Annotated in this window: 18 protein-coding genes and 4 pseudogenes; 7 read left to right on the top strand and 15 right to left on the bottom strand. The window is 60.4% G+C overall.

What is annotated here, in order from left to right; translation table 11 throughout:
- Positions 1-19: 19 nt before the first annotated feature.
- Together NLN62_RS10860 and NLN62_RS53395 are read right to left on the bottom strand one after the other, a co-directional pair.
- Complete coding sequence (locus tag NLN62_RS10860) at positions 20-2641, bottom strand: PAS domain S-box protein (RefSeq protein ID WP_371932959.1); 2622 nt, start codon at positions 2639-2641, stop codon at positions 20-22.
- 231 nt (positions 2642-2872) lie between these two features.
- Positions 2873-3169: a helix-turn-helix domain-containing protein gene (locus NLN62_RS53395; RefSeq protein ID WP_371932960.1), complete on the bottom strand. Its 297-nt coding sequence runs from the start codon at positions 3167-3169 to the stop codon at positions 2873-2875.
- A 42-nt stretch (positions 3170-3211) separates the two neighbouring features.
- Between NLN62_RS53395 and NLN62_RS10870 the strand changes: the two genes are divergently transcribed.
- The 3 genes from NLN62_RS10870 to NLN62_RS10880 all read left to right on the top strand — a co-directional run bounded on the left by NLN62_RS10870 (position 3212) and on the right by NLN62_RS10880 (position 6857).
- Positions 3212-4447: an IS701 family transposase gene (locus NLN62_RS10870; RefSeq protein WP_254108561.1), complete on the top strand. Its 1236-nt coding sequence runs from the start codon at positions 3212-3214 to the stop codon at positions 4445-4447.
- Positions 4448-5146: 699 nt separating this feature from the next.
- Complete coding sequence (locus NLN62_RS10875; protein ID WP_254108745.1) at positions 5147-5590, top strand: GNAT family N-acetyltransferase; 444 nt, start codon at positions 5147-5149, stop codon at positions 5588-5590.
- Between the two features lie 409 nt (positions 5591-5999).
- Complete coding sequence (locus NLN62_RS10880) at positions 6000-6857, top strand: host specificity protein (protein WP_254108746.1); 858 nt, start codon at positions 6000-6002, stop codon at positions 6855-6857.
- Between the two features lie 565 nt (positions 6858-7422).
- Here the strand turns inward: NLN62_RS10880 and NLN62_RS10885 are convergent.
- The 4 genes and pseudogenes from NLN62_RS10885 to NLN62_RS10900 all read right to left on the bottom strand — a co-directional run bounded on the left by NLN62_RS10885 (position 7423) and on the right by NLN62_RS10900 (position 10451).
- The gene (locus NLN62_RS10885) at positions 7423-8013 is read right to left on the bottom strand and encodes a UPF0149 family protein (protein WP_254108747.1); all 591 of its coding nucleotides are present in this window, start codon (positions 8011-8013) and stop codon (positions 7423-7425) included.
- 29 nt (positions 8014-8042) lie between these two features.
- Positions 8043-9601, bottom strand: a pseudogene (locus NLN62_RS10890) (IS66 family transposase).
- Positions 9602-9651: 50 nt separating this feature from the next.
- A complete protein-coding gene (gene tnpB, locus NLN62_RS10895) occupies positions 9652-10005 on the bottom strand; it encodes an IS66 family insertion sequence element accessory protein TnpB (RefSeq protein WP_254103050.1) in 354 nt (117 codons plus the stop codon).
- On the bottom strand, positions 10002-10451 hold the full coding sequence (locus NLN62_RS10900; protein ID WP_254108748.1) for a transposase: 450 nt from the start codon (positions 10449-10451) through the stop codon (positions 10002-10004). Before NLN62_RS10900 ends, tnpB begins: the two co-directional genes overlap by 4 nt.
- A gap of 124 nt (positions 10452-10575) precedes the next feature.
- Here NLN62_RS10900 and NLN62_RS10905 point away from each other — a divergent pair.
- Both NLN62_RS10905 and NLN62_RS10910 read left to right on the top strand, forming a co-directional pair.
- Positions 10576-11475, top strand: a pseudogene (locus NLN62_RS10905) (IS1380 family transposase); the annotation flags it as partial.
- A 314-nt stretch (positions 11476-11789) separates the two neighbouring features.
- The gene (locus NLN62_RS10910) at positions 11790-12449 is read left to right on the top strand and encodes a hypothetical protein (RefSeq protein WP_254113436.1); all 660 of its coding nucleotides are present in this window, start codon (positions 11790-11792) and stop codon (positions 12447-12449) included.
- A gap of 660 nt (positions 12450-13109) precedes the next feature.
- On the opposite strand, the gene NLN62_RS53400 is transcribed toward NLN62_RS10910, so the two are convergent.
- Entirely contained in the window at positions 13110-13244 is a 135-nt protein-coding gene (locus NLN62_RS53400; RefSeq protein WP_371930031.1) for a hypothetical protein, read from the bottom strand.
- Positions 13245-13485: 241 nt separating this feature from the next.
- Here NLN62_RS53400 and zigA point away from each other — a divergent pair, with 241 nt between their 5' ends.
- Positions 13486-14691 carry a zinc metallochaperone GTPase ZigA gene (zigA, locus tag NLN62_RS10925; RefSeq protein ID WP_254103284.1) on the top strand — a complete coding sequence of 402 codons (1206 nt, stop codon included), beginning with the start codon at positions 13486-13488 and terminating at the stop codon, positions 14689-14691.
- Entirely contained in the window at positions 14634-15692 is a 1059-nt protein-coding gene (locus tag NLN62_RS10930; RefSeq protein ID WP_254108749.1) for a murein L,D-transpeptidase catalytic domain family protein, read from the top strand. Before zigA ends, NLN62_RS10930 begins: the two co-directional genes overlap by 58 nt.
- Before the next feature lie 117 nt (positions 15693-15809).
- On the opposite strand, the pseudogene NLN62_RS10935 reads toward NLN62_RS10930, so the two are convergent.
- The 8 genes and pseudogenes from NLN62_RS10935 to NLN62_RS10970 all read right to left on the bottom strand — a co-directional run.
- Positions 15810-15992, bottom strand: a pseudogene (locus NLN62_RS10935) (nickel transporter); the annotation flags it as partial.
- Positions 15993-16226: 234 nt separating this feature from the next.
- Positions 16227-17200 (bottom strand): annotated as a pseudogene (locus NLN62_RS10940) (ISNCY family transposase); the annotation flags it as partial.
- A 280-nt stretch (positions 17201-17480) separates the two neighbouring features.
- Entirely contained in the window at positions 17481-18479 is a 999-nt protein-coding gene (locus NLN62_RS10945) for a tyrosine-type recombinase/integrase (RefSeq protein ID WP_254108750.1), read from the bottom strand.
- The gene (locus NLN62_RS10950) at positions 18476-19411 is read right to left on the bottom strand and encodes a tyrosine-type recombinase/integrase (protein ID WP_254108751.1); all 936 of its coding nucleotides are present in this window, start codon (positions 19409-19411) and stop codon (positions 18476-18478) included. Before NLN62_RS10950 ends, NLN62_RS10945 begins: the two co-directional genes overlap by 4 nt.
- The gene (locus NLN62_RS10955; protein WP_254108752.1) at positions 19408-20643 is read right to left on the bottom strand and encodes a site-specific integrase; all 1236 of its coding nucleotides are present in this window, start codon (positions 20641-20643) and stop codon (positions 19408-19410) included. Before NLN62_RS10955 ends, NLN62_RS10950 begins: the two co-directional genes overlap by 4 nt.
- 249 nt (positions 20644-20892) lie before the next feature.
- Positions 20893-21198, bottom strand: coding sequence for a hypothetical protein (locus tag NLN62_RS10960; protein ID WP_254103282.1), 306 nt, complete (start codon positions 21196-21198; stop codon positions 20893-20895).
- A gap of 155 nt (positions 21199-21353) precedes the next feature.
- Complete coding sequence (locus tag NLN62_RS10965; protein ID WP_371930157.1) at positions 21354-21710, bottom strand: tyrosine-type recombinase/integrase; 357 nt, start codon at positions 21708-21710, stop codon at positions 21354-21356.
- A 146-nt stretch (positions 21711-21856) separates the two neighbouring features.
- Entirely contained in the window at positions 21857-22123 is a 267-nt protein-coding gene (locus NLN62_RS10970) for a hypothetical protein (RefSeq protein ID WP_254108754.1), read from the bottom strand.
- Between the last annotated feature and the right edge of the window lie 109 nt (positions 22124-22232).

Here is a 22232-nt window from a genome sequence, read left to right on the forward strand (position 1 = left end):
AGCGCGTCAAAGCGTCCAGTCACGACACGATCGGCAGGGCAAATTGAAAGGTCGCGCCCGGCCCTTGGTTGCGGACGATTGACAGGCGCCCTCCGTGAGCTTCCACGATCGAACGACAGATCGACAGACCCATTCCAAGGCCGCTCGTTTTGGTGGTGAAGAACGGATCTAAGATGCGATCCCTATCTTCCTCAGCGATCCCGGCGCCGCAATCGGTCACGGAGAGCTGCACGCGCCCCTCACCGTCCCTGGATGATTGGATCACCAGTCCGCGCGCTCGATCGTCAACCGCTTGCATGGCCTCGATCCCGTTCGTCACCAGATTGATGATCACCTGTTGCAGCTGAATCCGGTCACCAAGAATCGTGGGAAGCATTGGGGTCAACTCGGTTCGCAAGGTCACTTGGTGATTGACCAGCTCACGTGTCACCAACGTGATGGCCTCCTTAACGACGTCATTGACATCGAGCGATACCATCTCAATCTCGCCTTTCTTCGCAAGTGCGCGGACCCTGCGGATCACCTCGCTTGCCCGGATCGCGTCTTTGACGATCCACTCCACCGATCTGCGCGCGGCGGAAAGCTCAGGAATTTCGTGTCCCATCCAAGCGAGGCACGCATCGGCGTTGCTGACAATGGCGGAGAGCGGCTGGTTTACTTCGTGGGCGATGGAGGCTGTTAGTTCCCCCAGCGTCGTCACGCGCGATACATGCGCAAGATCCGCCTGTGCCTTCCGCAGCTCTTGTTCGGCCTGATCTGCGCGGATCTTCGCGGTGATGTCGGTGCTGACGCCTCGGTAGCCGAGAAAGTTGCCGCTTACATCAAAAAACGGCTTGCCGCTGGTCCGGACGTAGATCGGAGTCCCGGTCCTATTGACGGCGCGATAGACGAGATCACGAAATGGCAGATGTGCGTCTAGCGTCGCCCGATGCTGCCGCCACTTCTCGGGGTCTTCTTCGACGTCGCACGCAATTTCCCAGCGAGGCAAGCCGATGAGCCGTGTGGCCATGATGCCCGTAGCGCTGGCGTGCTCCGATAAGTGGGTGACCAGGTGGTCCGGCCCGGTCTCCCAGAGCCAGTCGGAAGCAGTTTCGGCGTAGTCACGAAAGCGCTGCTCGCTCTCACGCAGCGCGGCAAGGGTGTTTTCCAACCGTTCCCTGGCTGCGTGTTGCTCGGTGACATCCATATGCGTTCCGATGAGTTCGACGGTGTCGCCATCGCTTCCCAACACGGCGTGCGCAACTGAGTGTATGTGCCTTATCGTGCCATCGGGAAGACGGATTCGGAAATCATACTCGAAGTTACCTGCCTTCTGTTCGATAGCCTGACGCTGCACTTCCTGCTGCGGCGCCAAGTCATCTGGATGAATACGCGACCGGATGGCCTCAAGCGATACAGGCTCGTCCGGATCGAAGCCAAACAGACGACTGACTTCGGCGGAGCGATACGCAAAACAGTGACGACGGCAGTCCCAGGACCAAGTGCCCGTGCGACTGAGCTGCTGCGCGTCGGCCAGATAGGCCTCGCTACGGCGCAACTGCTGTTCCGTCTGCTTGGCTGCCGTGATGTCCGTCGCCGCCCCGACGAACTCGATATCGCCAGACGCGGTTTTCGTGGCCCGTGCCAGCGTGTGAATGTGCTTTACCGACCCGTCGGGCATCTGCAGTCGGTATTCATGCTCGAAATCCTGGCCTTGAAACGCTCGATCTAGCGTCTCTTGGACGGCAGCCTTATCTTCTGGGTGGACGCGGTTAAGGACGTGTTGCGGTGTCACTTTCGTCTCCGGATCGTATTGGAAAATCCGAAAAACCTCCTTAGACCAAACGACCTCGCCGGTGGCGACGTTCCAGCCGAAGCTGCCAGTATGGCTCAATTCCTGCGCCTGGGCCAAATAGGCTTCACTCCGCTGCAGAGCAAGTTCAGTCCGCTTCTGCTCGGTGATATCTTCGCAGGCAATGAGGACGATGGGCTTGTCATCGGCCCACAGCATGGCTTTGGCGTTTTCGCGCACCCACAGCACCGAACCGTCCTTCCTGATCTTCTGGATGTCCCAGGTGTGCGATTGGCCGATATTTGTAAGACACTGCCCGATACGTTTGCGAACGACCTCACGATCTTCTTTCAGAAAGACATTCAGCACGGATAAGCCGACCAACTGCGCAGGAGCATAGCCGAGTTGAGTCGCGCCGAAAGTATTGACGTTGAGGACCGTTCCGGCTTCATCGACCATGAAGTACATGACTGGATTATGTTCAAAGATTGCACGCCAGCGCTTCTCGCGGTCATGCAGATCGGCCGCTCTGTGCCGTAGCTTGGCTACCGCCTCACGCGCAGCCTCTCTTTCGTGGCGGACTTTTCCAATCAGGTGCGTTCCGACAATTGAGGCGGTGAGGAACGTGACAATCACCAAAAAGTCCTGAGGGTCATCGGTCCGGAGACTGAACGTGGGGGACGTAAACAAGTAGGCTAACGCAGCGACAGAGACGATAGAAAGCACCGACGATGCGATGAAGCCGCCCATCAGCGAAAACAGCAATATCACAACGAGATAGGCGAACGCCGTCGCTGCGAAAGGGCTGTGAATATACAAGGACATGAGCGTCACCGCAGCTAGCGCAACGCTTCCGAAAACCAGCTGCATCGCTGAACGTCCGAACGTGGTGAGCTGGTTACACATGCTTGTAGCGGTCCGGCCTTTCGAGCGGGAGAGGTTAACAATTGAGCAAAAATACAGCAATTCATTTCGACCCCGATAGGTGCTCCTGAGCGGTTTCGAGATCGGCGACTGAACTGCACAGCCGAAGGAAGGTGTATTACAAACCTTCGTATAGTTCTCTTAAACCTATTAATATCGAACGCTCTCATCGGACAATTAGGTCTTGGTATTCACGCCGTTCGCCTTTCTCCGCGATGGTAAAAGCACCATGTTGCAGCCGGATTGCCTCGGAGCCGGCAGAAGGAATCGCGGTTGATCCGATGGATGGCCGCTGGTCTTCACCATGTCGCGAGAGCTCCAATGAGTAGCGCTCTCAGGCCGACTCTCCAACGTTCTCACGATCACGGCTTCGATGCGGGCATCGTCAATCGTGCGCGGCGCGCCGGAGCGCGGCTCGTCGTGCAGTCCGGCCACGCGCTGCTCCATAAAACGCCGCCGCCACTTGCCTAGCATCACAGTTGCGTTTTTCGCGGAGTTCTGAATCCATGGGCAACCATGATTCGAATGTCGTGGGCGCGGGCCGCGTCGGTTGAGGAGACGCTTGCGTTGTGGGCGGCGTCGCTTCGAGAGATCAAGCAGCGGATACGTCCGTTGTTCACGCAAGAGCGTGTTGCGACGAATGCGGGTCTGTTCCTGGAAGGTCTGCTCGGAGATGAGCAGCGCAAGACCGGTTGGATGCGCGCGGAGGCGGCAGGCGATCCTGGCCCATGGCGGCAGCAGGCGATTCTGGGTCGTGGGGATTGGGACGCCGATGCCCTGCGCGATATCGTGCGCGACTATGTCATCGAGCATTTGGCGGATGACGATGCGGTGCTGGTGATCGACGAGACCGGTTTTCTCAAACAAGGCAAAGCGTCATGCGGAGTGGCGCGGCAATACACTGGTTCGGCAGGGAAGATCACGAACTGCCAGATCGGCGTCTTCGCTGCCTACGTTTCGCGTCATGGCCATGCGTTCATCGATCGCGCGTTGTATCTTCCGAAGGAATGGACCGACGATCCAGATCGTCTGGAAGCCACCTATGTGCCTGCTGATGTCGGCTTTGCGACCAAACCAAAGCTTGCGACGAGAATGATCGCACGCGCGATAGCCGCGTCTGTACCATTCAAGTGGGTTGCCGGTGATACCGTCTACGGTGTTGGCAACATCGAACAGCAACTACGTCGGGCAGGCAAAGGCTACGTGCTTGGGGTCAGCAGCGCTCATGTGTTTCGATCCTGGGGCAAGCGACCGCCGGTCGCCGGTACGGCTGCAGACCTCGCCCGGACGCGACGCTCATCCGACTGGAAGCGCCTGTCGGCGGGAGCCGGAACCAAAGGACCGCGGCTGCACGATTGGTGTTATCTCGAGTTGGCCGATCTCGAGGCCGAGCAGTTCAACAGTGCAAATGACGGCTTGTGGACACGCGGTCTACTGATCCGTCGTCGCATCGCCGATGATGACCTCGCCTTCTTCACCACCTGGTGCCCAGCGGGAACCGCCATTGAAACGCTGGTCGCGGTCGAAGGCCATCGATGGGCGATCGAGGACAGCTTTGAAACCGCGAAAAACGAGCTCGGGCTCGATCACAACGAAAGCAGATCCTGGCATGGCTGGCACCGTCACGTGTCCTTGGTGATGCTCGCCTTCGCCATAATGGCCGCGATCCGACATCGCGCTAACCCGCCACCGCCCAAAAAAACGAAACGGCGCCCCCCGGCAAAAGCCAAAGCGCAACCACCCCACCGCTGATCCGTTGGTCAATCCAGGAAATCCGCCGAATTGCTATCAGACTTGCTCGAAAGCGGATTCAACCCGCACACATCATCGCATGGTCTTTCTGGCGCAGAGCTCACCAGGCTGCCGCTCAACGCGCCCACTTCAAATCAAAACAGCAACTGTAATGCTAAGGTCTGCCGGTCCAGCCCCAGCTTGGCCGCCACTTCCGTGTTCTGACCACCTTCCGCACAGGTCAGCACGATCCGGACTCTTAGAGCCCGCACCTGCGCCGTTCCGCCGCATCGTCAACGACGTCAGTCCGGCGCGCTCGTCGTCGCTCAATATCAGAGGGCAAGTTGTTGGACCGCCATTGGGGACTCCGTCGCTGCTTGCCTCCATCCTTGGCACAGCGACGCGAATCTACTGCGAATCCAGCTAGTCTCTACACCCTGCCCCTGGGAGGGCTTGGCTCGGGATTGCCCGTGAAGGTTTCCCCAACGTTGAGCAGTTCTGCACCTGGGGCTTGCCCTAGGGCACTCATTGGCAAAGTCCGATGCCTCTATCAATTCCGCCACGGCCAGTTCGACACGGCCCCAATCGCGCAAGAAGAGAACACAGTTGTTACACGGTTTGAGTAGCTTAGCGCCGGACCCGGTCTGTCCTGGATAGGATTTTGGTGCTAGTGGTTGTCTAAAGGTTCATTGAAAGTACTTTTGCATGCCGTGGCGAGCGATGGAGCCTGACCATCTTCCTGAAGTTCGCGCCATCGCAGATCGCGTCCACCTGAACTACCCAGAGGATGAGGTCGTTTTCTCCGAGCGGCTGGAGCTGTACCCTGAGGGATGTTTTGTGCTTGAGCGCCCGCGGGACGGCCTGGCCGGCTATATCGTCAGCCATCCTTGGCACTTCAATAAGCCTCCCGCGCTGAATGTGCTTGTGGGTGGCGTGCCCGAGCCTGCATCGACCTACTATATTCACGACATCGCGTTGTTGCCGGAAGCGCGCGGCAACGGTGCGGCGTCCGAGGTCGTGCTTAAGCTGGTCAGATACGCGGCAAAAGCCGGCTTTCCCAACCTCTCGCTGGTCGCCGTCCGCAATTCAGCGAAGTTCTGGGAGAGGCACGGGTTCCGAACGCTCGATGACGCGGATTTGAACCAGAAGTGGCTCAATAAGTAACGCAGATCTGATGGAGCAGATCTACGTCGTTGGGCGGTCGGTCGGGCTGGTTCATCGGTTGCCATGCGACACACCCTCCGCTCAGACGAACAAGCAACGGTACGCTTGCGTGATTAGGACGGGCCTGACGTCAAGAACTCGATTGCGTCCAAGCCTACTCGTATTGCTGGTGATGATATCATCATCGCGTTCTTGGCGATCTTACGCTCGCTGATGAGGTGAGATGCTCGAGTCGGGCGTGTTGCCACGATCGCGATAGCCTGGTCCGCCAAGTGCGGGGACAGATGCGTGACGTCTGCGTGTGTCAGATTGCAGTCAGCTGGAGGTTGTATGTGGTCCACGAAGCTTGAACGGCAAGAGCTCCCAAGAGCTCCGTAGTAACAAATCTGCCAATAGGAGCGAGAATCTGATGTATGGCCACAGCATTTCAGCCAGCCAATCCGCAGGCGCTAGCCGGACTGATGAATCAGGCGAGTCAGGCGATAGCCAGCGCTTCGAGGGAACCCTTGCAAGCATGGAGCCAGGCAGTTCGTCGTCGGCTAGCACGCGGCCATACTCTCTCGTTTCCACCCCACCGATTGAGGAGATCCAAAGAGATACCTTCAACAGAGAAGTGAGGGAATTTTTCGGCGACGAAATCAAACACATCGCCGATAATCCACGAGAGTACTCGGATTTTGTATCCACAAAAGCTGAGCGCGCGGCAATGGTCGCGAGAGGTTACGCCAGCACGACAGACGATCCTAACAACAAGGCAAAATTTTTCCGCTATCGATTGGGCGACACAACTGTTGGGCTTCTAAGAGCAGGAGGCCCCGTTCGCGTTAGAGGGGACCGGCTTCAGCGACAATTCGGACGCAATGAGTTCACGTCCGTTGTAGATCTTCGGCTTAGCCATCCGCTTGTCGAGAACGCAGGTGATATTCTGCTGGAACATCAACTTCGGCAAGACGGCGATCAGCCGTTGGTCATGTCACGTCCTGCCTTGCCAGGCGTGGAACCCCGTCTAGCGGAGATGGGGTTTGTTCATTTGGGTGGCAATCACTGGGCGCTTGATCCGACCCAGCATCCCGAAAAGTGGACGAAGAACGCTGACGATGAATGGCAGCGGTCAGACAAACCCGCACTGTATCTTTCAAAGGCTGAAGGCGGTGATAGCGATACTGAAGCAGGTATCGAGGCGAATTCGAGCGAAGCAAGCGTAGAGACAGACTCGACTGGCGATGACCCTTCTTGGTATCTTGAGCGCGCTCTTACTTTCAGCTGAGTATTGCCCGTGAAGTCGGGCGCATCGACGAGGTCGCACCTGAACGTGATTGCTATCTCGCCGTTTAAGCGGCGGTGGTGCGAGCCCCCAGCGAGTGGCAGGTACCATCACTCGTGACGATGCAAGATCCCGCGCATCGATCGCTTCGCATAATGTGTCGTCCGTGGAACAGTGCGCAAACCGCTGAGCGGGATTCGGTTTTTGGCACGCTGGTGGGTTTGAGATTGCGGGCTTTCGAGAGTTGACGCCTCAAAAGCCTGCGAGTCCACTCTCAAGGTAGCCTCGAGTCAGCAATCGTGATTCCCTCGTCGCAACGGAAGTGATGCGACCGAAGCAACCGAAGACGACTGGAAGGCGATCGAGGCAGGCTGCATCATTATCGATGTCCAGCATGTGCTGGCGCAGCTTGGCGGCAAGACTCGACTGGGACTGGGTCGATCACGAGATCGCACCGTCTGCTGCCAGAAGGAGCGGCCGGAGACCGAGAGACGGTTCGTCATCGGGCTGCTGCTCGAGCACATCTACGCTTGTCCGTAACCGGTATGAGGTCCCACATCTGTGGTGATCAGCGGGCGCGTGCGTAGCGGATCGGCATCCAGTGCTGGCGCAAGGCCTCGACGGTCATTGGAATATCGTGGTGGGCGTTGCGCAGAAAGTCTCGGGGCTCGCGGCCGGTCCGTGGCGGTCCGAGTAGCGGACCGCCCTGATCGTCGCGACTGTGCAGCAGGATAGGCAGAAGCAGACGGTGATTGACGTTGCTGGCGTCCAGCAATGGCGCCCAAGCCGACAGCCTGAGCCGCATCGCGGCGTAGAATCCCTGACACCATGGTCGCGGATCGACGTCGCCATTGGGTTGACGCCGGTGCATCGGGGCGAACTGGTTAGGCGTGGTAGAAAGGACCTGGCTGATCTCGTTATGACGCAGCGCGACGGCGGAGATCGCGGCGAACTCCGGGGTGCCGCCGTGGTTGAAAGCATCGACATCGATGGCGAGCAGTGGGCAGATCCAGTCGAGCGGGCTCATCGACACCGGTCCGGCCACGATCGCGGCGACGTAGCCGTCGAGCATGGGGAGACTGGTGGCGGCAGGATGCTGATCGACGCGAGCCTGGAGCCATCGCTCGAGCTCCGCAAGCGGCATCGCGGCGGCCGCCATAGACGATGAAGCTTTAGGGCGACGTGGGCTCATGCTGCAGCCTGTGCGATGCGCTGGCGGGCCGCCTTCCAGCTCCAGGCGAGCAGCTCGTGGAGCTGATGGCTCTTGGTTCGCCCGGAGACGATGCGTTCCAGCACGTCGGCCAGGTAGGCCTGCGGATCGAGATCGTGGAGTTTTGCCGTGTTCACGATCGACGCCAGGATCGCCCAGCTCTCGGCGCCGTCTTCGCTGCCGCTGAACAATGAGTTGCGTCTTCCCATGGCAATCGGGCGCATGGAACGCTCGACCGTATTGCTGTCGACCTCGACGCGGCCGTCGCTGAGAAACAGCGTCAACCCGTCCCAGTGATTGAGCGCATAGTTGATGGCCTCCGCCAGCTTCGACTGCGAGAAGAGCTGGTCGACCATCTCGGTCAGTCGCGCCTTGAGCGCCGCCGTCAGCGGTGCGCTCCTGGTGCGGCGGGCGGCAAGCCGCTGCTCGGCACTGCTGCCGCGGATCTCCGCCTCGATCGCATAGACCGCCTGCAGGCGTTCGATCACCTCACGCGCGAATGGCGACTGCATCGTCTTGTAGACCTCGACGAATTTGCGTCGGGCATGGGCGAGACAAAAAGCCAGCTGGATCGCGCCGCCATGACCGCGGGCAAGCGCCTTGTAGGCAGCATAACCATCCACCTGCAGAATGCCGGAAAAGCCCTTCAACTGTCCGGCGATCTCCTCCGTGCCGCGGCCGTCAGCGAACACGTAGGCGACCGCCGGCGGCGAGGGGCCGCCCCATGGCCGGTCATCCATGGCATGTGCCCAGAACTGGCAGATGCGAGGGCGATGTCGTCCGGGATCGAGCACTGGCATTGGCGTCTCATCGCAGAACACGCGAGGCGAGGCCTGGATCGTGCGCAGCTGAAGCTCATAGAGGCTCCTGAGCCACCAGGCCGCACGCTTCACCCAGCCGGCCAGCGTCGCCCGGTCGAGATGGACACCCTGGCCGGCCAGAATTTGCACCTGTCGGTACAGCGGCAGATACCAGGCGAACTTCGAGACCACCACGTGGCTCACGAGTGCGGTCGAGGCCATGCCGCTCTCGATCAGGCGCGGCAGCACCTTCGCTTGGACCACACCATCGGTGCAGCTGCGCAGCCATATTTGGGACGGATCGTGCGCAGCACCCGCAGGATCGCCGGGATGATGTCCAGCACCTCGCTGACGTCCTCGCCGATCTTGTGGAGCTGACCCCGGCAGCACGGGCACGCCGTCGCCTCCGGCTCCAGCCGCTGCTCGCAGCGCGGCAGGTGCTTTGGGAGTGCGCCGATGTTGCGGCGCGCCTTCTTGCGCACCTTGCCGGGCGGCTTCGCCGCAGGCGCATCGTCGTTGGCCTGCACCGGCAACGTGGCGTCGGTCTCGAGATCGCCCAGCTCAAGCGCGAGTTGCTTGTCCACGAGCACCGCAAGTCGCTCCGAGCGCTTCCCGAAGATCATCTCCCTGAGCGTCTGCATCGCCACACGCAGCTTCTCGTTCTCTGCGTCAAGCGCGAGCACCATCTCGGTCAGAGCTGACGGATCGGTCGGGAGAGCATCGGGGCGAATCGCCATGACCAGACGATACATCCGCGCGCCACAGGCTCCAGCGAAATCCCCACCTCTCAGCCGACAACGGCCGGCTGCTTCACAGGCTTGGGTGAGACACGCGTCCACTCGAGGCCATCGAGCAGCATCGCAAGCTGCGTCGCACTCAGATGCACCACGCCGTCGCGGATCGGCGGCCAGGTGAAGCGTCCCTCGTGCAACCACTTCGTCACCAGCACCATGCCGCTGCCGTCCCACGCCAGAAGCTTCACTCTGTCCATGCGCTTGCTGCGGAACACGAAGACGTCACCGCAATACGGGTTCGCACGCAGCGCTTCGCTCACCAGCGCCGACAGCGTGTGCACCGACTTGCGGAAATCGATCGGCTGTGTCGCTAACACCACCTTGAGGTCGGACCGTAACGCAATCACCGGCAACCCCGGAGCGCCGCCAGCACCGTCGACAGCGTCGCCAACTCCACGCCCGGCTCGACGCGGATGCGCGCTCCGCTCACCTCGATCTCGATCACCCCGCAGACCTTGGCCGAGGGCGCGGCGATCTCCAAAGCCTTCGTCTGTGCCGGCGAAGCACGCTCGGACTCGCCAGCTGTCTCGCCACCGATTCCGGCGCCAATTTGAATCGGCACGAAGTTTGGCGCCTTGCCGGCTACCGCCGCCGCTCCTTGGCGTCGCCACACCGTGAGCAGCCCGCGGGAAACGTCGTTGCGCCGCGCCACCTCGGAGATGTTCGCACCCGCCTCAAAGCTCTCCGCCACGATCCGGGCCTTCTCCTCGCCCGTCCACCGTCGCCGTCGGCGCTCCCCAGTGATCACCTCGACGCGACGATAGGAGTCACCTTCCTGCCTGGCATCAAGCATGGCATTTGCCATCGCTCCACCTCCACCGATCAGCTCATGCCAAGCTGTATTGCAGCCGAGCCGAAGGATGGCGAGGTGGGTGCCTCATGCCGGTTACGCTTGTCCGACGAGGGCAAGCGCGAACCCGAGCTCGATCAGGCTCGACATCGACGACACGGTCGACGTGGTGCATGGCCGTCAGCAACTCTCGCTGTTCAACGCCCATTATGACGAACACTGCTTCCTGCCGATCCACGTCTACGACACCGAGCACAGCCGGCCTGTTGCGGTCATGCTGCGCCCCGGCAAGACGCCGAGCGGCATCGAGGTGCGAGCACATCTGCGCCGCCTGGTTCGGCGCATTCGCCGGCGCTGGCCCGATACGCGTATCACCTTCCGCGGCGACAGCCATTACGCCTGCCCCAAGGCGATGACTTTTTGCGAGCAAAACGGCGTCGATTACATCTTCGCGCTGGCCGGCACAAAGCCGCTCGCCAGAAAGGTCAACGAGGTCGGTGATGCAGTTCGAACCGAACGTGCGGTCGCGAACAAGATCTTGGTTCGCGGCTACACCGAGACCAGCCACGCGGCAGGTTCCTGGCATCGTGAGCGCCGCGTCATCGCCCGCATCGAAGCACCCCAACAAGGGCTCGACATCCGCCACGTCGTCACCAGCCTGAATATCAGCACGGCGGGGTGGATCTATGATAGCCTCTACCGGGCACGCGGACAGGCCGAGAACCTAATCAAGCTGCACAAGACCCAGCCCGCCTCCGATCGCACCAGCTGCCGCTCGGCGATCGCCAACCTGGTCCGCCTCGTCCACGCCGCCGCCTATTGGCTCATCCTCGCCATGCGCGACGCCATCCCGAAGCCGCGTGATCTGGCAACCGCCGAATTCAACACCATCAGGCTCACATTTCTCAAGATCGCAGCCCGTGTCGTCGAGACCGCCACCCGCGTACGTCTGGCCTTCGCTGCAGCGTGCGCCGACGCCAACCTGTTCCGCGGCGCGGCAAACGCTCTGGTCCCGCAAGCGTCCTGACGCTCGGGGCATGAGCCCCGGTCATCCCCGCCGCCGTCCTCCAACGCGTTCAGGAAGTCCGGTCGAAAAGCGGCGAAAAAGCCCGTTGCGTTCGCGCGCGCCTTCAACCCCGACCGGAAATGTTCCAGCAGCCCGCCCGGCACTCATGATTAAGACGAGCTAGAAATCTGGTTGCAGAGTCTCTAAGACAAGCTCTCGTGCTCGCTGCAATGGTGTTACGAAGAATGAAGATACAGATATTCTCATTGCGGGAGCGACCAGATCTGATCCCATTGGTCTTTTCGAATGACTTGGAGGAGGTGTGGCCCGAGTTCATGCGACATGACGCGACGTCAGAGCTCTACTTTGGGCGATCTGTGTTTTTCGATTACCTCGACTACGCCTTTGGAGCACTTCTCGATGGCGAGATCGTCGGGCGCGCTTTTGGTGTTCCATTTGCCTTCAACATCGAGGGCCGCTCCGAATTGCCTGACGGCGGCTGGGACCAGGTTATCCGCTGGGCTCACGAAGACAGGCTTGTTGGACGTAGGCCGACGACGATAAGCGCGCTCGAAATCGCCCTTGTCCCCAAGGCGAGGGGCATTGGCAATGCACTGGCGATGTTGAATGCCTTGAAGGCGTGCGCGAAGAAAATGGGCTTTGCAGAAATGTTTGCCCCTGTCCGGCCCAGCCAAAAGCAACTCGACTCGCGGAAGGCAATGCGCGAGTATGTCACATTGCACCGTGCCGACGGTTTGCCAACGGACACGTGGTTGCGAACTCACGTCCGCGCCGGAGGCAAGATATTGAAGATCGCTCCCTACTCCATGACCATCGTTGGGACCATCGCGGAGTGGACGCAATGGACAGGGGCAGCCTTCAATTGTTCGGGCCAGGCAGAGGTCGAGGGTGCATTGGTACCGGTACTTGTATCGGTTGAGCAGAATTATGGAGTTTACGTGGAGCCGAATGTGTGGGTCCAACATGCATTGTGATATCTGTTGCATCCAACGGGGTAGCTGGATGTGCCATTCGACCCTTTAATTGCAGATTGATGTCAATTGGCCTCTCGTTCTTTTCTTGACGGTGGTAACGCTCGAGACAGGTTGCGCGCTGACTTTACGTCAACGAAAGCGCCTATCGCCCGTTTCTGGAGAACCTCACGGCACACGGTCCCGTGGGCGTTCTCAAGCCTTGTTGTATAATGAGGAAAGGCCTCACGGGGCGATCGGCAATCGACCGCCGATTTTGCTGCAGAACCACGTCGGCGCATCCAGCCCGCCAACGTGTTTAGAGTCGTAAAACTCTAGTTTCGAGTGGTCCAAAGTTCGGTCTCGCTGCATCGGTAACTCACCCTCAATTTAGGGATGAATGAGATCGGCAAGGTGTAGCGTTGAAGATTCCCCCGGGCGTCGTCGCCACCGCCCCCGCCCGTCAGTCCTTGTCCGAATTGACACACCTGCAAAATCGAATTGGGACACCGAATAAAAACGCCACCTGCTTGAAATAGCTTGCAGGCGGCGCTTATCGAGCCCCGGGAGGGTGATGCAAAATCCCGGCTCCCATTAGTCAGCACAACCTGTGCCAAGGTTTTATGTCTCGGGGCGGGACACTTGCGGGTTGGGGATAGAATCGACAGAGGCCGCTCACTGAGGCTAGCCTGTCTCTGTCCAATCTGCAGCTTTTTCGTCATCGTCATGCTCTTCATCATCTGCCGGCAAGGGATCCGGCAACTCTCCCGCCAACATTTTGTCCTTACTGAGCAGGCCGGCGTCCTCCAGCGTGTCCATGTCCGGCAGATCGCGCAGCGTCGCCAGCCGAAATGCACCAAAACCCCTTAGTGATGACGTAGGTGTAGGGCGCGCCGGGCTGCGCGGGCCACTTGCAATGAAGCCTAATTTAGGCAGTCATGCGCCTTGACAGGCGAATTGAGGTCGATCAATGTAATGTTATAACATTACATTGGCAGGCTCCTCGTGTGCCACTCCACCGCTCTCACCCTATCTCCTTGAAAAAGGCTCTTCGATCTCCATGCAAATACTCCCCGTCACCGTCTTGTCCGGTTTCCTCGGGGCTGGAAAGACCACTTTGCTGAACCACGTCCTGAACAACCGGCACGGCCTGAAGGTGGCAGTGATCGTCAACGACATGAGCGAGGTGAACATCGACGCGGATCTGGTTCGCGATGGCGGTGCGAACCTGTCCCGGACCGATGAGAAGCTCGTCGAGATGACCAACGGCTGCATCTGCTGCACGCTGAGGGACGACCTTCTGAAGGAGGTGCGCGCCCTCGCCGAGAGCGGCCGCTTCGATTATCTCCTGATCGAATCCACCGGCATCTCCGAGCCGCTGCCAGTGGCGGCAACCTTCGACTTCCGCTCCGAAGACGGCGAAAGCCTCTCCGACGTGGCACGCCTCGACACCATGGTCACCGTGGTCGACGCCGTGAACCTACTCAAGGACTATTCGTCGACCGACTTTCTGCAGGATCGCGGCGAGGCACTGGAAGACGACAGACGAACGCTGGTCGACCTGCTTGTGGAGCAGATCGAGTTTGCTGATGTGGTGGTGCTCAACAAGGTCGACGACGCCACGGAAGCTCAGCGCGAAGCGGCGCGCAAGATTATCCGCTCGCTCAATCCGGAGGCCGATATCATCGAGGCAAACCACAGCCGTGTGCCCTTCGATCGCGTACTCGACACCGGCCGCTTCGACTTTGAGAAGGCCCAGCAGCACCCGCTCTGGTACAAGGAGCTCTATGGCTTCGCCGAGCACGTGCCCGAGAGCGAAGAATACGGCGTGACGAACTTCGTCTACCGCGGCCGCAGGCCGTTCGATCCCGCCAAGTTCGACCAGTTCATCAAGCAGCCTTGGCCGGGTGTCGTCCGGGCGAAAGGTCATTTCTGGCTGGCGACCCGGCCGCAATGGCTCGGCGAGATCAGCCAGGCGGGTTCGATCATGCGAACCGGAGCATTGGGATTCTGGTGGGCGGCCGTTCCTGCCGAACGCTGGCCCGACGATCCCTTCTGGCGCAAAAATCTGCGGAAGCACTGGAACGAGATCTATGGCGACCGCCGCCAGGAAATCGTATTCATCGGCGTCGGCATGGACGAAGGGGCGATCCGCGCGCGGCTCGATGCCTGCCTCGTGCCGGGCAGGCCTGCAATGGATGTTGCCGAATGGGCAAAGCTGTCAGATCCATTTCCAGCCTGGCGACGCGCCGATCAGGCCGCCTGAATGGCAGCCGTGGCGGCGATCCGTTGCGGGCTGGATTGGCCGTGCTCGGGCGGTTCGCGCTCGGCGTGACGATCGCCGCTTGGCTTGCGGCTGGAGCCTTGGCGGTGGAACAGCCGTCGGAAACTCCGGCCTGGTTGAAGAACCATGTCGGAGACGGCGAGGGACAGATCGTCCCAGTGGTCCTGCAGAGAGCGCGCGCTCTCTACCTGCGAAAGGTCGCGGCAGCCGTCGTCAAAAACCCCTGCTATTTCGCCATGGACGCGACGCGGCCGAGCGATGGCGGATTGGGAAAGCGCTTCTACGAGATCTGCGAAGCCGACCGGTCATTTCGCGCGATGTCCGCGGGGCACGGCAGCGGCCGCAATATCAAGGGCGCGGTGAATTTCGCGAACGGAAAGGAGTGCGCGAAAAATTTCGGCAATGCACTGGACTCGAATCTGACGACCGGCGGCGCCTATGTGACGGCCGAGACGAAAGCCTCCTTCAAGGGTTACTTTCGCAACGCCGCAAAACGGGAGGCCATCCTGATGCGCTCGTTCGTTCAGTTCGATGGCGAGGGAGAGACCGCCAATGCCAGGGAGCGTGCGATCGGCGGACATGCAGCCATTGTCCTGAAGGGCATCCATTATCGAAGCATGGCGCGCAGTCCGTATGCCAATGTGAATGGTTGCGTTCCGGTCGGAACCCTCGTGGACTACGCGAGCGGACGCAGCAATGGATGCACGAGTTGGTCGCGATCCGACGCAGAACAGATCATTCCGCTGCTCGATGAACCGACGACAGTCTACATCTACCCGGAAGCGCAGGACATCAAGGCGGTTGCGCAAGCCGTTTCGGCGCGCCGATCGTTTTCGTCCAATGGCCCTTATTGGAACGCCCTTTGCCTGAAGGAGATCGGCGCTCCGAAATTCTGGTCGAATGAGATGCTCGAACCGATCCTCGCTCGTTACCGCCGGGATCCTGAGCGGCCCGCGAGCCCCGTGCCGACTTGCAGGCCGTAACCTCTTCTCCGCTTCCTTCGTCGCGGGCATCACCGCGAGAACATCCAGAGTTGCTCTGTAACCGGCTAGCAGCAGGGCACCGAAGGCAACAATCGCCACCGACGCCGCGACCTCGAGCGCCCGGATCGCGAGCATGCCAAAGCCGGCCTGAGCCTTGGCAACACGGCCGGCGATGTCGCGCGCGCTGACCGCGAGCGTTGCGATCGCCGCGACGGTCACCGCCGTGCCGAGACCCATCAGCAGTGTGGCGCCGACGCCGGTCCAGAAGAGGTCTTGCGCCAGTCCAAAGAAGAGCAGCATGATCGCGCCCGAGCACAGCCCGACCGCGACGACCGCGGAGAGACCGCGCTGCCAGCCGCCCGTGCCGGCAAGTTCGGCCGGTTCAGGCCCGCGCGTGTGTCCCCAGGCAGATTGCTCCCGAGTGCGATCGGTTGCCTCATTTGTTTTGCTCCCGGCTTGGGTTGAGGAGGAGGCCGGGTGCGGAGATGGCCAGGGTTTCGGAGCGCCCGGCCTCCTCCGCTGGCGTCTGCCACATCATTGGGTTGTTGTGACCTCATGCCCCAGCAGCGTTTCCCCCGTAGGAACGAACAACAACGCGTTCGCTTGCTCGCTGCGCCAGGATTTAAGCCGACGTTGAAGCGTTCGAAGAAGCTTGTTCGGATAGGTCCAGGATATTCCGCCTGCAACCGGGAGAGCAGTTCGCTACCAGTCCGCCAAGGCTCGGCTTCAAACCATTTTCGCAAATCTGGCGTTGCCCGGATGAGCGGGTCGGGACGCCGCCGGCCTCTTTTCGCTTTCACGATTGGCCGCTCCGTCGGTTGCATAGCTCCGTCCTTCCAGGCGGTTCGTAGGCTTGCCAGGAAGAGATCGATCGATTGCGCTGCCGCAGCAGGATGGGCGATTGGCTGGGTATCCGCGAGCGCCGCGAGGCGTTCCTGCGCGCCGCGGATGTCGCGCAACAACGCGACCGGGTCGAGAGCGGCATAGATTTCTTGGAGATGGTGGCGAACCGCGTCGGGCGTGCGGGCGTCGGCGGCCAAGCGCTGGTGTAGCGTTGCCGGCGCGCTGTATGTCTTGCGCACACGAGCACCGGCGCGCTGCTTGGCCATCAATTTGAACGAGGGTTGGAAGAAGTTCACGAACAGCCGCGCCGATCGATAGAGTTCAGCCAGCAGCTTGGCCGTTTCCAGGCCCTCGAACCGACGATAGCCGACCATCCTGCGTACGACGGCGCCGTTCTTCTGCTCGACGAACGCCTGATCGCTCTTCCGGTAGGGCCAGCAGCGCGTGAAGACGATGGTGGCCGCATCGCAGTAGGCTTTCAGCGTCTCGTTCATGAACACGGTGTCATTGTCCGTATCGAGGCCGACCAGCGCAAAGGGCAATTGTTTGCGCAATTCCGTCAACACCGTACTCAACAGCGTATGTTCGCGCACGATCAGAGGAGCGCACTCCGTCCAGCCGGTAGCAATGTCGGTGAGCTCGAGGGTCTGGATGAAGCTGCCGCGCGGCAATTCGGGTGGAAGCGTTTAACTTCTTCCATCAATTCGGGGCAGGCGGAGAGATACCAATAGGCATCACGCACGCAGGCGTGGCCGAGGTAAGTGGGGAGCACTGGGAGTTGTTGTGATACCAGTCGAGCGGCGTCTGGATGGCGAAGCGATGACGATAATTCCGCCAGCGGAATTACTGGCATAGTTCCGGCACCGCGATTATTCCGGCAACCGGCGGCGAGCTGCATTTTTCCGGGCGGATCACGCGAGGGTGAGCGCATCGTTGGCGGAATAATCAGAGAGCTTGCAGGAAGGCGAGGACGCGATCGCTCGGCCGATAGCGAGATGCGGGGATCCGTGTGGCTGTAGTCATCGCCAACGCCTTTTCCTTCAGCCGCATGTCAGCCTGCAGGTAAATGGAAGTCGTCTCCATATTTTCATGCCCTAACCAGAGGGCGATGACGGAGCGATCGACGCCGTGGCGAAGAAGGTTCATCGCCAGCGAATGTCTCAAGGAGTGGAACGTGACGCGTTTTTTGGTCAACGTGGGGCACTGACGACGAGCGACGGCAAGATGTTTTTTGAGCAAGTACTCCAGACCGTCGGAGCCCAAGGCCCGACCGCGGGTAGTTGGAAAGACCGGATCAGAGGGTTGACCACGCCGTTCTCGCAACCACGCGCGCAGAACCGTAACGGTCTCTCTGCGAAGCGGAGTACATCTTGTCTTCCGTCCTTTCCCCAAGCACTGCACGTGTGCGCCTGTACCCAGCACGATGTTCTCGCAGCGCAGGCCGGTCACCTCTGATACGCGCAATCCGGTCTGCACAGCGAGCAGCAACAGAGTTCGATCACGTCGTCCACTCCAAGTGTTGAGGTCTGGCGCGGCAAGCAGAAAATCAATTTCGACCGCGGTGAGAAAGCATATAGGTCGTCGCACGTAGCGTTTGCTGGGTATGGCAAGCACACGCTGCGCCAAAGCACTGTACTCGGGCGCATGCAATGCAACGTAGCGAAAGAACGAATGAAGAGCGGCCAAACGTACATTGCGACTACGGGCGCTGTTGTCGCGTGTTTTCTCAAGATGATCGAGGAACGTGCCGAGGAATGCCGTGTCCAAGTCCGGTAAAACCAACTGCGAAGGGGTTTTGCGGAGCCGTTGCTGTGCATATTGCATCAGCAAGCGAAAGGTGTCGCGGTAGCTTGCGATCGTGTGGGGACTTGCCTGCCGCTGTCGCATCAGGCGATCCATGAAGAATGACTCCAACAGAACGGGGAACTGGCTGGCACCTTTCATGGACGGGCCCTCCGCTCGGATCGTTCCACTCGTCTTAGCGCGTAGCGCAACAACTGCGGGGTCGCCGTCAAGTACCACTGGGTATCAGTGATATGTGCGTGCCCCAAGTACGTGGCAAGCGTGGGCAGACGGCGCTCGACATCGATCCCGCCGCGATACCATTTGAGAAGCGTATTGATGGCCAGCCGATGACGGAATCCATGCAGACGGGGGCCGTGCGAGTCGCCGGGAGCGCGCAGGCCGATCTCATGGGAGACTTTAACGAACGTCCATCGCAGCATGTCATACGTCACGCGGGTTCCGCGGTCGGAGAGGAAGAAGTGGGGACTGGCGGGCGTGCGGCACAAGCGATCCCGAAGCTTCGCGTAGCGCTCCAGAGCCCGCCGCGTGGATAAATGCACAGGCACGAATCTCGTCTTGCCAAACTTGGTATCCCGGATCGTCAGCACGCCGTTAGCGAGGTCCACGTCCTCACGACGCAGGCACAATGCTTCGTTGGCTCGCAGACCGGTGGCAACGTACAGCCCGAATAGCGTGGCATAGGTGTGCGGTCGCAAGCCGTTTGTGGACGGCAACCGTCGAGCCGCCTTCAATAGACGGATGATCTGCTCGTCGCTGTAGATATAGGGCGCGACCCGACGATACCGATGGGGAAGCAAGTCGGGAGGCGGCACCTTGGTCCGCGGATCGTTGCCGTAGCAATACCGGGCGAAACGGCGCACCATCCCCAAACGGTTGGCCCACTGAGAGGGCTGTGCGTGGGCCGGCTGGGTTGCCCACTTCAAAGCCAGTTCAGGCGTGATGTAATCGGCGTGCGCGTGTTCGGCAAAGTCAACAAATCGCCGCAACAGACGTCCTGTCAGAATGAGCTTGTGTCCCAAAGCGCGACGGGCGCCGAGATACTCATCGAGCGCGGTTCGCAACGAGTTCATGAAACACCTCCCATCCAGGGAAGGGCAATGCCGCGCAACGCCTTGATATCGACTTTGGCGTAGATTTGCGTGGTTGTCGGCTGCTTGTGACGGAGGAGTTGACCGATCTCGCCCAAGGATGCGCCTCTGCGCAACATCGTGGTCGCCAGGGAATGCCTCAACAGGTGCGCCCCTTTGAAATCCGGATCTAATCCAGCGCGTTTGAGGGCGCGGCGAACCACGCAGCAAATAGCGGTGAGGCGAAGGCCACGCAGCGGAGCCTTCAATCGGATAAAGACATTGCGCGACGAACACGCGGGACGGACGTGACGAAGATAGTGAACCAGGGCCGTCCCGACATCTCTGGGCAATGGCAATCGTTCCAACCGCTGACCCTTGCCGCGCACAATCATCTCGCCGTGCTCCCAGTCCAGGTCGTCCAAGGTCATCGCCAGGACTTCTCCACCGCGCAAGCCCAGTCGAGCCAGCAGCAGCAAGATAGCGTAGTCGCGTTGGCCGGACGGCGTGCAGCGATCACAGCTGCGGAGCAGTTGCTCGACTTGTCCCGGCGGTAGCGACTTGGGTATGTGAGACAATCGCCAGTGAGCTACCCCGGGCAGCGCGGCGGCCAAGTCAGTCTTGATGGCCCCACGTTGGCGCAGGAAACGCAGAAACGAGCGCAGCGCCGTGACTGTCATCCGGGCATGAATGCGACTGACGCGCCGTCCTTGACGAAGAATGAAGCGATTCAGGTCCGCTGGGCGCAGCTCCTCAAGGCGCAGCGACTTGGTCCCGAAGCGCTCGGTCAGAAGTCTCCTCACTATCGGCAGATAGCAAACCACCGTCGCACGTGCCAGGCCGCGCTCCGAACTCAGGAATCTGCAGTAGTCTCGAATGATCCGATCGAGAGCGGTTCGGTCCATCTTTTGTGGTAACGAAGAGATGACTCCGAGGCGGCGGCGTAAAAACTCCAGCAACTGATGGCCGGTAAACACATCGCCGCGCCGGAGCGAGCGGCGATCGTAGGCGTGAAACTGCTTGAGCCTCTGCTCATCAAGTCTTGCCAGCGGCAGTCCACGTCGTGCGAGCCAGCGGCTGAGATCCGCCACCAGAGCTCGCTTCACCTTTACCGTCCGCGAGGGGTAACCCTCACAAACCAGGAACTCCGCGAATCTATCGATGTAACAAGCCAGCGGCCCGACGCAGACGCGTTGACCTGACGCCGTTGCAGCACCGTTGTGAGTAATCGTCATCGTCCGTCTCCTCAAAACCGGGGAACGATCCCCAATGGGAGACGGCAGGTTGTCTGATTATCCCGCCAACGATGCGCTCACCCTCGCGTAATCCCCCGGAAAATGCGGGAGCTCGCCGCCGGTTGCCGGAATAATCGCGGTGCCGGAACTATGCCGGAAGTCGTGCACGCGTGGCCCGGTACGATCACCCTGGTCGCCGCAGCCCGATCTCTCGGGACAACCGCCAGAAGACGCGATGAACGTACTGGTTCAGCAAGCGGCCTCCCTGTTCGGCAACGAAGAAGGTCGAGCCGCAGCTTGACCCGAGCATCGCGTCGCGCCGGTGGGCGTAGTCGCGCAGCGCGGTTCTCGTCGTCGGATGCAATGGCACGAGCCTGCGGCATACTTACCGAACTTGGTCAGCCGGACCGTCAGCACGCCAGCCTCGAGATCAACGTCATCACACTCCAGGCCCATCGCCTCGGATATACGCATGCCCATCCGGTGCTCGTACTTGTACCCCAACCTCTTGCGCATGCTCAGGTACTTATCGACCGCGGAGCGCAGATCGGTCATTGCACGCCTCCCGACCAGGGCAGACTCAATGCTCTCAGCGCATTGATGTCGACCTTCGCGTAAATCCGGGTGGTGTCATGGTTCCCGTGCCGCGGCAACTGTCCGATCTCCGACAAGGTCGCCCCAGATCGGAGAAGCTCGGTAGCGAGACTGTGTCAGAAGATATGGGCGCCGCGGTGGGCGCAACCTTCGATTCCAACGCGATCAAGGGCGGCCTTGGCGATCATGGTGACCGCGCATCCGGAAGCAAAGCAGACGTGTGGCGCGAGTGTGCGGACGAACAGCCGTCGGCACGACGACTTTGGGCGGCCATTGCGCAGATATGCAACAATAGCCGCGCCAATGTCAGGCGGTATCGGTATTCGTGCACGCTGTCGGCCCTTGGCGCGAACGAGTATCTCGCTGGCGCGCCAGTCGATCTCGTCGAGGGTGAGCGTTGCAACATCGTCGGCTCGCAGGCCGAGCTTGGCCAGCAACAACAGAGCGGCCTCGCACCTCGCTTCCTGCTGCATGTCTAGAACAAGGAATACGACCTTGACTCGCGCATGCGGACGCTCGTATTCGGCGACAAAGCCTGACGGCCGCGATTCCGACCGCTTGATGTCCTCGCGAATCTTATACTTGAATGCAGGAGGAGCCGCCTTTTCCGCCACCTCCTTCAATATTCGATCACTTCCTCCACATCTTTGATGTAGGCGTAGGTCAGGTGAAAAAAGACCAGGCAATGATCATAGGCGAACAGATTTTGAAAGTGGCTGGTCAGCTGCTTTTGCATCGACTCCTGCCTGATCGGCCGACCGCAGACCACCGCCCCCATGACGGTCAGCGTTATGCCATCCTTGTGTACCGCAAGATCTCGTTCGCCGGGATTTCCGTTGGCCGTCCAGCCTCCCTTTGACTGATCTGCCGGCTGAGCAATGGTCAAATGGTGTCGTCCCCAGCAGTCGCGCCCCTCGCTGATCGCCGCTCAGAGTTGGTGAAGCGCGCGCTTGAATTATTGCGATAACCAAGCCGTCGCGTGTAAGCGCGGACAC

This window comes from Bradyrhizobium sp. CCGUVB23 (assembly GCF_024199885.1).
Classification (GTDB): domain Bacteria; phylum Pseudomonadota; class Alphaproteobacteria; order Rhizobiales; family Xanthobacteraceae; genus Bradyrhizobium.